The organism is Psychrobacter sp. NPDC078631 (assembly GCF_050268165.1).
Classification (GTDB): domain Bacteria; phylum Pseudomonadota; class Gammaproteobacteria; order Pseudomonadales; family Moraxellaceae; genus Psychrobacter.
Genome location: NZ_JBNNGG010000001.1, coordinates 483,020 through 499,266, shown reverse-complemented (window position 1 = coordinate 499,266; position 16,247 = coordinate 483,020). Strand labels below are relative to the sequence as shown.

The window sequence follows — 16,247 nt, the reverse complement described above, 5'->3', positions numbered from 1 at the left end:
CAAATCCATATGAATAACACCATAAATCAAAAACCAGTACGCGAAATCATGACCGTTGCTCACAAGCAAATGATTACCCCGCACTACATCCGTATATACCTCACAGGCCAAGCAGATACTATTGCCAATATCGCGACCATGACAGTTGGCGCAAATAACAAAGTACTTATTCCCGTCGATAAAGCTCAACCAATTGATCTAAATGACAATACTACATTCGTTGTCCGCACTTATACTCATCGCGGCGCCGATGTAGCAAAACAACAGATCTGGATTGATTTTGTTGCTCATGGTGATGAGGCACCCGCTTCAGGTTGGGCTACTCATGCTGAGGTTGGCGACGAGATTGGTATCTTAATGAAACCTAAAACCAAAGCGCTTTGTCCCGATGCAGATAATTTTCTACTGATTGGCGATGCCACAGCGATACCAGTGCTCGGCTCAATATTAGAAAGCTTGCCTGCCAGCGCGACTGGTCAATGCATCATCGAAGTGCACGGTACAGAAGATGAGCAAGAATTGCCGACAGCGGCCAATATCACCATGACATGGTTACATAACCCAGATCCAACGCAAGGCAGTCAATTAATCGACACAGTAAAATCTCTCGATTTGCCAACTGCAGAGCAGAGCCGTTTTGCTTATATCGCTAGCGAATTCTCATCTGTCAAAGCCCTTCGTCATTACCTAAAGGTCGAGCAACAGTGGTCTAAAGATGAACTATATGCCTTTTCTTACTGGAAAGCAGGTGTTGCAGAAGACCAGTCTGTAAGCGATCGGCAGGCAGAAAAAAACACCGACTAATTAAACGCTCTTTATGATGATAGGAAAATAACTATGGCTCCAAATACTATGCCGGCAAATACCAAGACCCTGCTCATTGATGGCTCTAAAAGTGGTGGCGCTAAGAATGATGGCACTAAAAAAACACCGTTGCTCTACAAAGTGTTGTTAATACTTGCCTTAATGACTGTCATAGGTGGTCTCTTAACAGGTGTGATGACTTATATGAATGTCGGATATTCCGATACATTTTTTATAGACTGGTCTAGAGCGCTACTGGCAGCGTATGCGATTATGCCGATTGGCTTCTTACTGATGGGTCTGGTCACAAAATTTATTAATCATAAGCTACCTAATACCAAAGCGTACAAGCGCAATCTCATCACAGGTATATTAATGGCTTGTATAATGGAGTCTATGTTAGCCTTTAGTACTGCCTCAAAGACGATTGGTTTTGCCAATCAAACAGCATTTTTGAATGGTTGGTTAGAAGGGTTTCTAGTTGCGTTACCAGTAGGATTGACGTTAATGGTCATCGTTTCTATGACTATTAAACCAAAAATTGAGGCATTTCTAAAAAGCTAAGATATCACGACTATGTTTATTAGATTTTTTGGCACTCTGCCGCGACGCTAACCAGATTAATAGAAAAGCTTAATAAAATTTAAGAACATGAAGCATCAAGGGCGTGTTGAATACTCAACACGCCCTTGTCATATCAGAAGCTTTCTAATACTATTTTACTGCTGGTTTTGCAAAGAACTAACGTGTATTTAATAAGTCAGTCGTAACAATGTTTAGTGTTAAATTTGATTTGATACAGACTTTTTTTACCCGTCATATATTGTTACTATTCGACAATATTCCGATGACTAGACAGTACAACTGTCATAATTAATCTAGTTTTGGCTGTATACTCTACTGTTATAGCAACGTATAGTCAGAATACAAACGCTAGTTATAAACAGTATCCTACTAGTAGCCATTTATTTGTATATGTTTGACACATTGGTGGTAGATAGATTCTACTCCGCTTTAGTGTTTAGACCCATAATGAGTAAGCTAAAAATCTAATGTTCCACTCTGACAGTTGTTGATTATTAACTAGGTATCGATATCACATATTTTATGAATACAGAAAACATAATATCTGCACTTAACAACCCCATGCGTCGTCAAATCATAAAGTGGTTGAAGGACAGATCAAACTTCCCAGCGTCATTACCAGAGCATGCTAATCTGGATGGTGTATGCGTCAGCTACATTCAAGAAAAAGCTGGATTGTCGCAATCAACCATTTCAAATTATATGGGTGTGTTAAAAAAAGCAGGATTGGTTACGTCCGAACGCCATGGACAATGGACGTTTTATCAGCGTCATGAAGCTAACATCGAAGCATTTCTCAATGAAGTTGAAAAAGAGCTGTTAAAGCTTTAAAAATTTTTCATAATCTTTAGAGCTATTTTGTTTCACTACACAACATCTAAATATTTCAATATAACGATTAACTATCTCAATATCACACCATTTTCTAAATTATCATCATCTTCTCTTCTAGCTATCTTGTCCCTTCTGATTATCTATTGCCTCCTAAAATATTTATCCATAATAGAATATAGTCTTCTAATCAGGTTTTAATTTGCATAAAAAAAGCCGAGATACACTCAGCTTTATAATATTTATCAATATGACACTACTAATACGTAGCTAAATTAATGCGCACCTAAGCTTTGCTCAGTATCTGGCTTATCATGCACACCGAAATTATCTATCATCGCCTGGCTCGCCTCGTTCAAACCGATGAGCTCTACTTCAGTGCCTTCACGGCGAAATTTAATAATCACTTTATCTATGGCGGCGACTGCTGTCACGTCCCAAAAATGCGCGCGCGACACGTCAATGACCACGTTAGAGACAGATTCTTTAATATCGAAGGAATCAATCATACGCTCTGCTGATGAGAAAAATACTTGTCCTTCAACTCGATAATAACGCGTTTGCGCTGCTTCATCCATATGACTATGCACACTCATATAGCGCTCAATTTTATTGGCAAAGAACAATGCTGACAGCAATACACCAATCAATACGCCATAGGCCAAGTTATGCGTTGCAACCACCACAGCGACGGTCGTAATCATGACAACATTACTTTGCAGCGGCTTGGTTTTTAGCTCCTTAAACGAACCCCAGTTAAAAGTACCGATAGACACCATAATCATCACAGCGACCAATGCGGCCATTGGAATAATCTTCAGCCAATCGCTTAAGAACACTACCATCAATAATAAAAACACGCCTGCCACTAGAGTAGAAAGACGTGTATAACCGCCTGATTTGACGTTGATAATCGACTGCCCAATCATCGCACAGCCTGCCATCCCGCCAAAAAAGCTACTAACCACATTGGCAATACCTTGGCCTTTGCACTCTTGCGTACGGTCGCCTTTGGTATCAGTCAAATCATCTACGATAGTCATGGTCATCATAGACTCAAGTAAGCCAACTATCGCCAGACTGATAGAATACGGAAAAATAATAATCAATGTATCTAAGTTCAATGGGATATCAGGTATCAAAAACATCGGTAGAGTGTCAGGTAACTGACCCATATCATTGATGGTTCGAGCCTCTGCACCCAATAAGATGGCTATAGCCGTCACCAGTACAATACTGACCAATGGCGATGGAATCACTTTACCAATCTTTGGAATATATGGATAACCATAGATAACGACGAGACCTAGCGCTACAAGACCGTATACGTGTACTAGGTTTGAACCTGCCTGCGGCATCAGCTCAGGAACCTGCGACATAAAAATCAAAATAGCCAAGGCATTGATAAAGCCGAGCACTACGGATTGCGATACATATTTCATCAGATTCCCCAGCTTTAAGAAGCCAAAGATAATCTGTATAACACCTGTCAGCACACTGGCTGCTAATAAATACTGCAAGCCATAGTCTTTGACCAGTGTCACCATTAGTAGCGCCATCGCACCAGTCGCCGCCGAAATCATCGCTGGACGACCGCCAACAAATGAAATCACTACCGCGATACAAAACGAGGCATAAAGCCCTACTTGAGGGTCGACACCGGCAATGATAGAAAACGCAATCGCTTCAGGGATAAGCGCTAAAGCGACAACCATACCAGCCAAGACATCGCCGCGCGCATTGGATAGCCAATGCTCTTTAATTGTATTTAACATATTTAACTCAGTTTTGGGGAACTGCTTTAGTCTGTCAATAAACGAGATATCTAATCATTATTTAGAAAACATCTATTTGGAAAGTATCTAAAAAGTAGTTAAAAATCAGCTCACATGAAAAGTCTGACGCATCTCTATCTAGGTACATTGCCCATTACATGTAAGGTAATAAATATAAAAATGTGAACGATCATAGTTAGCGAGTTATCGTCATAATGTACTTTCAGTGGGGTAATCTTTATGATCCACTAGATATATCGAATAGTGATACAAACGTTAAAGCAGTGCGTGCGCACAAGAAAAAGCGTCAGACGCTTTATGAGAGTAATTGCTATAGGAAGCAATCATTACTGAGGAGGGGTACAGCTAGGGTGGCGTATTCATCTTTGTGGTGACAGCTTTTATAGAGTTAAGAAGTGATATTTGGCGTCATTTTAACATACATAAAGTGGATTAATAAAAACATCGCCCTTTTGGTGAAGATTTGACTTTTTGATTATCTGAATTACCGAGCTTAAGTGACCACCCTACTTCTTAGTTTGAATAAATTTATAGCCTTTTGGGCTTTACAGAACTCGTTTCTATATTAGAATCACACGAGACATTGAATAGTGTCTCCATATATCCCATCGCTAGGAAACTGACATGATTGTCCGGCAAACGCCCAATGCCCTTAAGATATTTTTCACTTTGCGTGGATCAATCATTCCAAAAATCTATCCGCAAATTTTGCTGATTACTATTCTTAGTACGCTTATCACGATTATCCAGCACTGGCTTCCTGACTCGTTTCCTTATTATGGTATGGCAACGTTTACCTTGCTTGGAATTGCGTTATCATTGTTTCTTGGGTTTCGAAACAACGCCAGTTATCAGCGTTGGTGGGAAGCACGCGGACTATGGGGTCAGCTGGTATATGACTCTCGTAGCTTAACGCGCCAAGTGCTATCCTTTATAGATGAGGACGATGCGACTGGTATAGAAGATGACGAGGATAACAATGCAACTGGAGGAGATACTCAGCGAACAATGGTATATCTGACCATTGCTTTTGCCCATGCGGTGCGCCACCGATTGCGTGGTACGCCACCTTGGACGGATATCGAGCCTCTTGTCGCAGCAATACATTATGACCGTATGCGCCAAGCGAAAAATGTACCTGACTATATAATGCGCCTGATGGGTAAGCAGCTTGGCGATATTCGGCGTCGAGGACTGGTATCGGAGCAAGTCATACAAAACATGGACGAGCGCCTGACCTCTATGACAATTGTACTGGCAGCTTGCGAGCGTATTCATAACACCCCGCTACCCTTTGCTTACATGCTGCTGGTACATCGCACCACCTACCTGTATTGCATTATGTTGCCCTTTGGCTTGGTGGCATCACTCGGTTGGGCGACCCCGTTGATTTGTGCGGTAATTGCTTATACCTTTTTTGGTTTGGATGCGCTTAGCGAAGAGCTAGAAGAGCCTTTTGGCTTGGCCGCTAACCAATTACCTTTGACTGCCCTGTCACGCACTATCGAGATTAATCTGCGAGAAGCATTAGGAGAGACGGATATTCCGCCTGATATCACTCCTATCAAGGGTTATTTGCAGTAGCTTTTATTAACAGCTATTAATAAAAGCCATTTGGCTTACTATTTCTTGATAAACCTGACTAAATACAGACTTTACTTGAATAATCGCTCATAGACCACTATAAACAGTGCATATATTCTCTGCCTAATATAGCCATTCCACTATAAAAGTATGACAGCGTTAACCTCGCTTGAAGTATCACAGTTACATCTACACTCGGTTGCCTTATACTACTTTTAAATTGAATAGGCTATAGCTTGACTGATTTAAATGCCACTTACGACCATACTGAGCCTGTCTCAGTTTCTGGCGTTATGCTTTTGGCATGATTTGAGCAGATGTCTAACTAACTTAATGTCTATAGCAGCGATTTTCGAATGACTTAATGTTACTTACTTATTTACCGCTAATGACTGATTAACTTTTTCCTATTTACCTATACCAGCGAGGCTCATATCATGAGTGATGATTCAAAAGACAACAACGACAACAGCACAGATAACCCAATCAGCAATCAGCCGTCAGTTAAAGTCACTGACCTGACGCCAAATAAAGGCGCATTGGTAGGCAAAAAGACCGATATTCAAAACCCAGAGCTTTGGGAGTTCCCAATGAACTACCCACTAAGCATTATCGGTCATGAAGGCGAGCGTGAGAGTTTGCTTAATGAAGTGAAGCTAATTTTGGGTAGCCAATTCCCTGATTTTGATTTGGCGTCTATCGAAGTTAAGCCGTCTAAAACAGGTCGTTTTCACTCGGCACGGGTCAATTTGTACCTAACGGCTGCTGAGCAAGTGAATGCGCTTTATGCATCACTCGATAATGCAAAAACGGTTCGTATTGTTTTATAAGTCGCATAAAAAACTTTAACGCCTTTTTAGTCCAAATCGTCACTCGCTAGTAATAAGTTATGGGTGGCGATTTTTTGTGGTTTGATGTACAATCTGCGCCCGCATTATTGCCGCCATGACTCGCATTATCAGTCGACAATAACCGAGAGAATGAAAAGTAAATCTCACGATATTTTTACAAAAATTTTATTATTGACCGCATTTGCGTCTAACCCTTATCCCATCGTCCTTTGCCAAAATTTGGACTGCCTACAACCTTGTAGCAACATAGTTTTATTCTAAAATCAATATAGTATTTTCAAAATTTTCCCGCTATATTGTGCCTACCAATTAACAAACACGCTATATGTAGTACTCAGTGATTTTAATCGTCACTATGAGTAGTGGTAGCTTTTTGCCCAAAAAAACCAGCTAGCACAACCCAGCATAATAGCGTTATAAAGAATGTCTGCCGCCCACTCGGCGCGCGACATCACAATAAGCAATCAAAATAGAGGCCAGCATGACACATATTGACAAAATCCAAGTAACCAAACGTGATGGACGTTTAGAGCCTATTGATTTAGACAAAATTCACAAGGTAATAGCGTGGGCAGCGCACGGCTTGGACAACGTGTCTGTGTCTCAAGTTGAGCTAAAGTCGCACATCCAGTTTTATGAAGGTATCAAGACTCGTGACATTCACGAAACCATCATCAAATCTGCCGCCGACCTAATCTCTGAAACCACGCCTGACTATCAGTATTTGGCTGCGCGTTTGGCCATCTTCCATCTACGTAAGATTGCTTATAACAAATTCACCCCGCCGCATCTATATGACCATGTCAAAACATTAACAGACGCTGGCAAATACGATCAGCACATCTTAGCGGACTATAGCCGTGCTGAATTTGACGAGTTAGAAGAGTATCTCGATCACTGGCGCGATATGAACCTTGCTTATGCCGCTGTTGAGCAAATGGCAGGCAAATATCTCGTGCAAGACCGCGTGAGCAAGACCGTTTATGAGAGCCCGCAGTTCTTATACATGCTCGTCGGTATGTGTCTGTTTAGCCAATACGACAAGTCAGATCGTCTTGATTTCGTCAAACGCTTCTATGATGCGACCTCAGAATTCAAAATCTCACTACCGACGCCTATCATGTCAGGTGTGCGTACGCCATCGCGTCAGTTTAGCTCGTGCGTATTGATCGAATGTGGTGATAGCCTAGACTCTATCAACGCGACCACTAGCGCCATCGTACGCTATGTATCACAGCGTGCTGGTATCGGCATCAACGCAGGTCGCATCCGTGCCCTTGGTAGCCCTATCCGTGGCGGTGAAGCACAGCACACTGGCTGTATCCCATTCTACAAACTGTTCCAGACAGCTGTTAAATGCTGCTCACAAGGTGGCGTACGTGGTGGTGCTGCGACCCTGTTCTACCCACTATGGCATTTAGAAGTTGAGTCATTACTGGTACTCAAAAACAACCGCGGCGTCGAAGACAACCGTGTCCGTCATATGGACTACGGCGTCCAGTTAAACAAAACGATGTACACGCGCCTAATCAAAGGTCAAGACATCTCGCTATTCTCACCAGGCGACACGCCAGGCTTGTATGATGCGTTCTTTGAAGATCAAGACAAATTCGAAGAGCTATATACCAAGTACGAAAACGATCCTAACGTACGTAGCCGTCAAATCCCAGCTGCTGACTTGTTCAGCCTGATGATGCAAGAGCGCGCCAGTACGGGTCGTATCTATATCCAAAACGTCGATCATTGCAACACCCATAGCCCATTTGACGCGACGGTTGCCCCGATTCGCCAGTCAAACCTATGTATGGAAATTGCACTACCAACCAAGCCACTTGATAACATCAATGACGAAGAAGGCGAAATCGCCCTTTGTACACTATCAGCGGTCAACTTGGGTAAAGTCGAAAACGTCAGCGACATCGAAGAGCCAGCTGAGCTAATCGTTCGTGCGCTTGATGCCCTGCTCGACTATCAAGACTATCCAGTAAAAGCCGCTCAAAACGGCAGTATGCGTCGCCGTACGCTTGGTGTGGGCGTAATCAATTATGCGTACTACTTAGCTAAGAATGGCGCACGCTATTCTGATGACAGCGCGCTTGGTCTGACCCATCAGACGTTTGAAGCGTTGCAGTTCTATCTCTTGAAAGCGTCAAACAAATTAGCCAAAGAGCAAGGCGCGTGCCCTGCGTTCAATGAGACTACATACTCGCAAGGTATCTTGCCAATTGATACGTACAAAGCCGACTTGGATAAAATCTGCCAAGAGCCGCTACATCTCGATTGGGAAACGCTACGCGGCGAGATCACTGAGCACGGTCTACGCAACTCTACTCTAACCGCCTTGATGCCGTCTGAGACCTCTAGTCAGATCGCCAACGCGACCAACGGTATCGAGCCACCACGTGGTCTAGTCTCTATCAAAGCGTCAAAAGACGGCATCCTAAAGCAAGTCGTGCCTGAGATTGATAAGCTAAAAGATCAGTACGAGCTACTATGGCAAATGCCAAACAATGACGGTTACCTAAAGCTGGTCGCTATCATGCAAAAATTCGTCGATCAAAGCATCTCTGCCAATACCAACTACGACCCAGTTCGTTATGCTGGTGGCCGTGTACCGATGAAGATATTGCTAAAAGACTTGCTAAACGCTTATAAAATGGGTGTGAAGACGTTGTATTACCATAACACGCGTGATGGTGCGAACGATGCCCAAGCGGATATGGAAGATGATTGTGCTGGCGGTGCTTGTAAGATTTAGGACTGTAAGAGAATCTCTTTAAATAAAATTCCTGACAAATGGCGGGCTTAACTTTTGAGGTTGAGCTAGCTGTTTGATAATACTTACTTCAACGTGTAAGTACATTAATGTTATTTAGAGCGATAAATATTATTAAAGGATTTAATAACATGAACCGTTGGCATGAAGCATATAACGAAACAAAAGAAGAGTTTGAAAAAATTGATATAGGTATTAGAAGATTAAAAAGTCATTCACGTCGAATATTAAAACAATTAGATATTGACTCCGAAATTTCCACAGATATCAATCAAAATGATTACCTAGATGGATTAGATAGATTTATGGATGCCTATTCCAAATTAAAATCCAGTCTAATAAATATAGATTTTAACATCATTCCTTTAGGTAGCTGGAGAGAGACTAAAGATTTGATGCAAAATATATCTAACATCTTAGCCCATTCAAAGAGTTACATAGACTTTGATATTATCAATCAACTGAATTTTTACTTAGATGAATTAATTAAAACGTTAGCACCATATTGTGATTTTGGAAGTAATCAACTAGCTTCTGTGGAAAGGAGCCTGACTTTAAAACAGCATCAATTTAATAAAGAATTTGAAGAGTTCAAAACAAGAAGTTCAAGCATTCTTGATAAAGAAGAAAGAATATTAAATGAAGCATCCAGTAGACTTAATTCTATCTCTAAAATTGACGAGAGCTTCAAAAAACTTAACGAACAGTATTTTTTAGGAACTGATGAACCACCATTAAGAGATAAGTGGGCTTTGTTAAATGAGCAAATAACTAAAAAATCAAACGAAATTGATATTTTTTATCGTACATTAATAACTGATAAAAAGTCTATACGGCAAGAGATAATGTCTGCTGGAGATATAATACAAAAACTTCGGAACGACTCTTCTATTGCATATGATAAGTTACAAGACAGCATAAATGATATTAAAGTGTTTCATCAGGACATCTACGGTAGCGATGATGGAAAGACTATTGGTTTAAAGTCAGATATCGAGTCTAGGAGAAAAGAATTAACAAACTTTGAAGCCTTACAGAAAGATAAATACGATGCTCTAAATCAACAAATAGAAAGTCTGCTACCTGGTGCAACTTCAGCTGGATTATCCAGTGCTTACCATACTCTTAGCAATTCATATGATAAGCCTATTAAATACAATACATGGATCTTCTTTGGTTCAATAATAATGCTATCAGTCTTATCTTTCATATTTTTATCGTCTAGTACTATAGAGTTTAATAGTTTCAAAGATATTGGAACTTTTTTAGCATATCGACTACCCATTATTATTCCAGTAATTTGGATAGCAGTTTTTGCCTCTAAACGAAGAAGCGAAGCAGAGAGGCTTAAGCAAGAGTACGCACATAAAGAGGCTTTAGCTAAGTCATATCAAAGTTTCAAAATTCAAATAGAAGAGCTTGGAGATGAAGCAAAAGAACCCTTGATGGAGAAATTACTAAAATCTGCAATAGATACTATATCAAATAACGCTTCACTTACTCTTGATAAAAAACATGGTGACAGTATGCCATTAATAAGTTTAATTGAAAGAACAGTAGACAAGGCTGTTGAGAAATTTCCAACCAAATTAAAAAATGAATAGACTAATAATAGATTAGCGAGTGTAGGTTGGGTTGACGAAGGAAACCCAACGGTTTGAGTCTTTGTTGGGTCTCGTGCCTCGACACCAACCTACTCTAAAGCATAGAAAGTTGTAGGGTGCGCCCAAATAGAAGAGTCGTTAAGAAGAAAGAAAGACGTCCTAACACGGTCGTTTAGCCCCGACTATAGCGATATCCTGCTGACGACGATGGCGATGCAGATACAAGCGGTAGGCGGGATTGGCTACTGTTATAATTAAACCACACAGACAATAAAAACGACGGAGGTCATGTGCAATATACCGCAATCATCAAAGACGGTGGTTTGTTTATCCCAAACGTATTTTCAGATCTAAACGATGGTGGCTCGCATATCGTACAAGTCGAGGTTGATATTGCAGAGGTGCGTCAGCAGTTAGGCATGAATGAAGCACCAAAGACAACTATCACCAAAAAAAGCGTGGCAAAAGCAGCCAAAAAGCCAGTATCGAGAGCGGCTAAAAAAGACTTAAAAACAGCAGCGGAAGAGTCTGATGTGAGTACTCTACGCAAAAGCGCACTTGATGAACTAGAAGCGCTTGATGATAGTGAGCTGAGCGAGATATTCAAAGCCTATATGAACGATGGGCAAGAGTCGTCACAGATATCACTAGAGAACCTCTAAGCTAAAACGCTATAATCCAAAAACGTGTCATAACCTCAAATCAAAACCAGTCACACCCCTATAAATTAATAACCGTATCAATTATAAAGGCAGTCCCATGACTTACTCGATTTTTTCTCAAACGCCAAACAATGCGCTAAAAGAGCCGATGTTCTTTGGTCAGCCCGTCAACGTGGCGCGCTATGACCAACAAAAGCACCCTATCTTTGAGCAATTGATTGAAAAGCAGCTATCGTTCTTTTGGCGTCCAGAAGAAGTCGATGTATCACGCGATCGTATCGACTTTAGCAATCTGTCGTCGCATGAGCAGCACATATTTTTGAGTAACCTAAAGTACCAGACCCTACTCGACTCTATCCAAGGTCGTAGTCCAAACGTGGTGCTACTGCCGCTGGTGTCTATCCCTGAGCTTGAGACGTGGATTGAGACATGGTCATTCTCTGAGACCATTCACTCACGCAGCTATACGCATATCATTCGTAATATCGTCAATGACCCAAATATTATCTTTGACGACATTATGCAAAACGAGCACATCTTAGGCCGTGCTTCTGATATCGCTCAGTACTATGATGAGCTGTATCGCAACTCACAGCTATATAGCTTGTATGGGCCAGGTACGCACAACATCAATGGCGAGCAAGTAACGGTTGATTTACGATCACTGAAAAAACAGATGTACCTGTGTATCATGGCGGTCAACGTCCTAGAAGCCATTCGTTTCTATGTATCGTTTGCTTGCTCGTTTGCCTTTGCTGAGCGCAAGTTGATGGAAGGTAATGCCAAAATCATTAAGCTAATCGCTCGTGATGAAGCGCTGCATCTGACGGGTACGCAGCATATGCTAAACCTTATGCGTAACGGTCGTGACGACCCTGAAATGGTCGAGATTGCCGCAGAGTGTTATGAAGAAAGCATCGAAATCTTCCGTAAGGCTGCCGAGCAAGAAAAAGAATGGGCAGGCTACCTGTTCAAAGATGGCTCGATGATTGGTTTAAACAAAGATATCCTTTGCCAATATATCGAATACATCACCAACTTACGTATGGAAACCGTCGGCTTGCCAGCGGCGTTCCCGAACTCAAAATCTAACCCAATCCCGTGGATCAATACGTGGTTGTCGTCTGACAATGTGCAAGTAGCACCGCAAGAGACCGAGATTAGCTCGTACTTGGTTGGTCAGATTGACTCTGATCTTTCAGACAGTGATTTTGATGACTTTGAATTGTAAGAGCTTTGAGCTATAAAAATCTGAATTATAAGAGCTGAGTTGTAAGAGCTTTGAGCCAGAAAGACTTTGAATGATAAGGGCTTAAGCGGTAGAAATTTGAAGTTATAAAATTTCTATCGCTGTAATCGTCTTATGGGTTAATAGTAGGGATAGCAGTAGCACAGACATATCCCAATAGGATTAACGATGACTTGGGTAATGACCAGTAAAAAGCAGTTCTATCTACATGATGACGAGAGTCTGCTAGATGGACTGCTACGCACCGGACACGATGTAAACTATCAATGCCGCGAAGGCTACTGTGGTAGTTGCCGAGTCAAACGTATTGCTAGCTCGCATACGGTCGATTATCCATTTGACCCACTGGCGATGATTGAAGAAGATGAAATCCTGCCTTGCTGTTGCCGTGTGCAAGGTGTTATCTACATCAATCATGACCCTATTGAGAAGTTATAGCAGGGTTATGTATAGATAAAGCTAGCGTTTTAGTTTCAAAAACACTAGCTCCAACAAAAAGCGCGCTCCTTTAGATAAAGAGCGCGCTTTTTTATGTTATCAGCTAAATAAAAATGCTGTCTCATACATATATTATGAGTCAGCACATAATGGCAAGAATAACTACGACTTACTGCGACGCAGCATCTTGTTCAAACAGTTTCATCAGCTCTTCGCGCATACGATCACGCTCTGCCTTTGACATCATCGGCGTTTCTTCATCACCTTGGATATTAGGTTGCTCCATTCCGCCCATGCTCTCATTTTGTAGTACGACAGGACGCTCAAGTGGCTCTTGTGCTGGACGCTCTTCTAGCGTGATTTTTACTTGGGCGTTTTTACCTTGACGTAATATCTGCGCATCCAGTTCAGTATTTGGTGGTTTACGGGCAACATACTGAATCAAGGTATTGGCATCTGTCATCTCGACATCATCGATGGTCAGTACGATATCACCGACACGTAGACCACTTTTTGCCGCTGGGCTGTTATCAATAACGTTTAGCACTTCTACGCCTGTTGATGTCTCTAACTGTGTTGGGTCACGTAGCTGTGACTGAATCTCGATACCTAACCAACCACGACTGACACGGCCGTCTTTAATCAAGGCATTCATCACTTGCTCAACCAATGCCGTCGGAATCGCAAAGCCAATACCCATCGAGCCACCAGAGCGCGAGAATATGACGGTGTTGATACCGACTAGCTCGCCATGAGCATCGACCAGTGCGCCGCCTGAGTTACCCGGATTAATCGCCGCATCAGTCTGGATAAAGTCTTCAAACTTATTGACACCCAGTCCAGTACGACCAGTCGCTGAGATAATCCCCTGCGTCACTGTCTGACCCACGCCAAATGGATTACCAATCGCTAGCGCCAAATCCCCCACACGAATTGGATCTTCGCGGAAACCAAGTGGCGTCAGCCCTGTCATATCGACCTTGATCACAGCTAGGTCACTATCAGGATCTGTACCGATGATTCTGGCACGGCTCTTACGACCATCATTGAATGCAACTGTGATCTCATCTGCTTTTTCGATCACATGGGCATTGGTCACGATATAGCCATCTTCTGATACGATCACACCAGAGCCTAAGTTAGTATTGCCCTGCTCTTGTGATGGGCCACCATGATATTCAAAAAACCGGCGTAGTACGGGATCATCCATATAAGGATGCTCGGTCATCGTTTGCGTCGTATAGATATTGACTACAGACTGCGACGCACGCGCCACTGCATTATGATAAGAAGAGATAGGCGCTGGCGTGTCCGACACTGGCTCTGCTGCTTGCTGCTCCGCAGGCGGGGTTCTCGGCGGCTCCCATGTGGCCTCCGACGTCGACTTCATACTCGTGAACAACCAGATAAACGCTGCCAACACTAGCAGCAATAAGACCCAAGGTAACCATTTTAATAAAGACGCCTTGTTATTGGTGTTCCGGGATGACGACATATAAAACCTCTATAAATTTATTGCAAACAGACGGTGAAAAACGATGTGAGATAATAGCGACCGCTTAGTTAAGCTTGACCCATTCATAGAATGGTCAAATGCTATACAGCTAGGCAGACTCACGTGTATAAATTATAACCGCAATACCAGTAAATAGTAACGTATCGTGTACCATTTCAGTTATCCAGCTTGTCTGCTTGCTTACAACGGCATGTTAAAATAGCTTTTACGATACTCGACATTTAAGCATCTTGAGAGTTGAATATAAAGTCAAAAGAGCAAAACCAAACACTCTCAAACATGACAGATAATACATAATCTTTGCCTAATTAATCTACAGCACCTTACGATATACACTTTATTGATGACAGGAAAACATAATGACTACAAATCATACGACAGCTGAATCCAATACTCAAAGCATCAGCGCTCAGGCGTTGACACAGTTCTGTGACGACTACTTATCTACCAGCGCGTTTAAAGACTATGCACCTAATGGTCTACAAGTCGATGGTGGACGCCAGATTCAACGTATCGTTACTGGTGTCACGGCTTGTGAAGCCTTGATAGATGCTGCCATCGCTGACAATGCCGATGCGATTATGGTGCATCATGGATACTTCTGGAAAGGTGAACCTGCTACGCTTACTGGGATGAAAGGTCGACGCGTGCGCAAGCTGATGCAACACGGTATCTCTATGCTTGGCTATCATCTACCGCTTGATGCACACCCAATCTCTGGCAATAACGCAAAACTTGCTGACATGCTCGGCATGACGATCAACGGTGCGCTCTATCCTACCGAGTCACATCCTGTAGGCAATATCGCTACTTGCACACCGCAAACTGCTGACGATCTTATTGCCACCATTACTCAAGCTTTAGGTCGCGCGCCATTACATATTTCAGCTGAGTATCATGCAGACTCAGCTGCTCAGACAAATGGCAGGCTGATCGAACGTGTGGGTATATGTACGGGCGGTGCGCAGGATATGATTGAACAAGCGGCTACTATGGGCTGTGATGCGTTTATCTCTGGTGAGATATCTGAGCGTACCACGCATAGCGCGCGCGAGCTTGGGATTGACTATTTTGCTTGTGGTCATCATGCAACGGAGCGTGGCGGTATTCAGGCGTTAGGAGAGATAGTCGCTCAAAAATTCGGTCTACCAGTTACTTTTATCGATATCGAAAATCCAGCATAAGGTAGCCACTTAAATTATTAGTTTAAACGGTTGTCATTTATAGAGAAAAATTTGTAGAGAAAAGCTTGTAGAGAAAATGATAGTTCAAAAGCCAAACTAGACTTGCTAATAGCTATAGTTAAACCATAAGCACAAAGTCTAGTTTGACTACTATTTGAACTTTGTTATTCTATTTTTGATTATTATGTACCAAATATCTGGAAAATTAACCGTTTATATCTCAATTGTTAAGTTTTATCGCTTTTTTCTTAACTCCACTTGAATAATGCAATTAGTAACCGCATATTACTACCCGTAAGAAAGAACGTTTTGTCATGAAACTTGCCATTATTACAGCTTCCGGTTATGGCACTAAAATAATGCTGGT

The 16,247-nt window shown here is 42.1% G+C and carries 13 protein-coding genes; 11 read left to right on the top strand and 2 right to left on the bottom strand.

The features are described from left to right. Positions 1-9: 9 nt before the first annotated feature. The 3 genes from ACQKCP_RS02005 (at position 10) to ACQKCP_RS01995 (ending at position 2,220) form a co-directional block, all read left to right on the top strand. Complete coding sequence (locus ACQKCP_RS02005; protein ID WP_427611076.1) at positions 10-804, top strand: siderophore-interacting protein; 795 nt, start codon at positions 10-12, stop codon at positions 802-804. A gap of 33 nt (positions 805-837) precedes the next feature. Continuing rightward, entirely contained in the window at positions 838-1,368 is a 531-nt protein-coding gene (locus ACQKCP_RS02000; protein ID WP_427611075.1) for a DUF2798 domain-containing protein, read from the top strand. A gap of 543 nt (positions 1,369-1,911) precedes the next feature. After that, on the top strand, positions 1,912-2,220 hold the full coding sequence (locus ACQKCP_RS01995) for an ArsR/SmtB family transcription factor (protein WP_101204781.1): 309 nt from the start codon (positions 1,912-1,914) through the stop codon (positions 2,218-2,220). A gap of 275 nt (positions 2,221-2,495) precedes the next feature. Here ACQKCP_RS01995 and ACQKCP_RS01990 read toward each other — a convergent pair whose 3' ends face one another. Continuing rightward, the gene (locus ACQKCP_RS01990) at positions 2,496-3,995 is read right to left on the bottom strand and encodes a SulP family inorganic anion transporter (RefSeq protein ID WP_427611074.1); all 1,500 of its coding nucleotides are present in this window, start codon (positions 3,993-3,995) and stop codon (positions 2,496-2,498) included. Positions 3,996-4,640: 645 nt separating this feature from the next. Here ACQKCP_RS01990 and ACQKCP_RS01985 point away from each other — a divergent pair. The 7 genes from ACQKCP_RS01985 (at position 4,641) to yfaE (ending at position 13,180) form a co-directional block, all read left to right on the top strand. Next, entirely contained in the window at positions 4,641-5,600 is a 960-nt protein-coding gene (locus ACQKCP_RS01985) for a bestrophin family protein (RefSeq protein WP_427611073.1), read from the top strand. A 539-nt stretch (positions 5,601-6,139) separates the two neighbouring features. Continuing rightward, on the top strand, positions 6,140-6,430 hold the full coding sequence (locus ACQKCP_RS01980; protein WP_057762424.1) for a YbeD family protein: 291 nt from the start codon (positions 6,140-6,142) through the stop codon (positions 6,428-6,430). Positions 6,431-6,932: 502 nt separating this feature from the next. Further along, entirely contained in the window at positions 6,933-9,209 is a 2,277-nt protein-coding gene (nrdA, locus tag ACQKCP_RS01975; protein ID WP_102090443.1) for a class 1a ribonucleoside-diphosphate reductase subunit alpha, read from the top strand. Between the two features lie 149 nt (positions 9,210-9,358). Beyond that, a complete protein-coding gene (locus ACQKCP_RS01970) occupies positions 9,359-10,831 on the top strand; it encodes a hypothetical protein (protein ID WP_427611072.1) in 1,473 nt (490 codons plus the stop codon). A gap of 290 nt (positions 10,832-11,121) precedes the next feature. After that, on the top strand, positions 11,122-11,493 hold the full coding sequence (locus tag ACQKCP_RS01965) for a hypothetical protein (RefSeq protein WP_427611071.1): 372 nt from the start codon (positions 11,122-11,124) through the stop codon (positions 11,491-11,493). 97 nt (positions 11,494-11,590) lie between these two features. Then, positions 11,591-12,724 (top strand): class Ia ribonucleoside-diphosphate reductase subunit beta, encoded by a 1,134-nt coding sequence (gene nrdB, locus ACQKCP_RS01960; RefSeq protein WP_057759544.1) that lies wholly within the window; start codon positions 11,591-11,593, stop codon positions 12,722-12,724. Between the two features lie 186 nt (positions 12,725-12,910). Next, complete coding sequence (gene yfaE / locus ACQKCP_RS01955; RefSeq protein ID WP_057759542.1) at positions 12,911-13,180, top strand: class I ribonucleotide reductase maintenance protein YfaE; 270 nt, start codon at positions 12,911-12,913, stop codon at positions 13,178-13,180. Positions 13,181-13,349: 169 nt separating this feature from the next. Here yfaE and ACQKCP_RS01950 read toward each other — a convergent pair whose 3' ends face one another. Beyond that, a complete protein-coding gene (locus ACQKCP_RS01950; RefSeq protein WP_201566687.1) occupies positions 13,350-14,675 on the bottom strand; it encodes a S1C family serine protease in 1,326 nt (441 codons plus the stop codon). Between the two features lie 380 nt (positions 14,676-15,055). Here ACQKCP_RS01950 and ACQKCP_RS01945 point away from each other — a divergent pair, with 380 nt between their 5' ends. Next, the gene (locus tag ACQKCP_RS01945) at positions 15,056-15,880 is read left to right on the top strand and encodes a Nif3-like dinuclear metal center hexameric protein (protein ID WP_427611070.1); all 825 of its coding nucleotides are present in this window, start codon (positions 15,056-15,058) and stop codon (positions 15,878-15,880) included. The last annotated feature ends 367 nt before the right edge of the window (positions 15,881-16,247 follow it).

Coding starts and splice junctions, on each gene's coding strand:
- nrdB (WP_057759544.1), top strand. CDS start 11,591: ATGACTTACTCGATTTTTTCTCAAACGCCAAACAATGCGCTAAAAGAG.
- ACQKCP_RS01995 (WP_101204781.1), top strand. CDS start 1,912: ATGAATACAGAAAACATAATATCTGCACTTAACAACCCCATGCGTCGT.
- ACQKCP_RS02005 (WP_427611076.1), top strand. CDS start 10: ATGAATAACACCATAAATCAAAAACCAGTACGCGAAATCATGACCGTT.
- ACQKCP_RS01990 (WP_427611074.1), bottom strand. CDS start 3,995: ATGTTAAATACAATTAAAGAGCATTGGCTATCCAATGCGCGCGGCGAT.
- yfaE (WP_057759542.1), top strand. CDS start 12,911: ATGACTTGGGTAATGACCAGTAAAAAGCAGTTCTATCTACATGATGAC.
- ACQKCP_RS01950 (WP_201566687.1), bottom strand. CDS start 14,675: ATGTCGTCATCCCGGAACACCAATAACAAGGCGTCTTTATTAAAATGG.
- ACQKCP_RS02000 (WP_427611075.1), top strand. CDS start 838: ATGGCTCCAAATACTATGCCGGCAAATACCAAGACCCTGCTCATTGAT.
- ACQKCP_RS01945 (WP_427611070.1), top strand. CDS start 15,056: ATGACTACAAATCATACGACAGCTGAATCCAATACTCAAAGCATCAGC.
- ACQKCP_RS01985 (WP_427611073.1), top strand. CDS start 4,641: ATGATTGTCCGGCAAACGCCCAATGCCCTTAAGATATTTTTCACTTTG.
- ACQKCP_RS01970 (WP_427611072.1), top strand. CDS start 9,359: ATGAACCGTTGGCATGAAGCATATAACGAAACAAAAGAAGAGTTTGAA.
- nrdA (WP_102090443.1), top strand. CDS start 6,933: ATGACACATATTGACAAAATCCAAGTAACCAAACGTGATGGACGTTTA.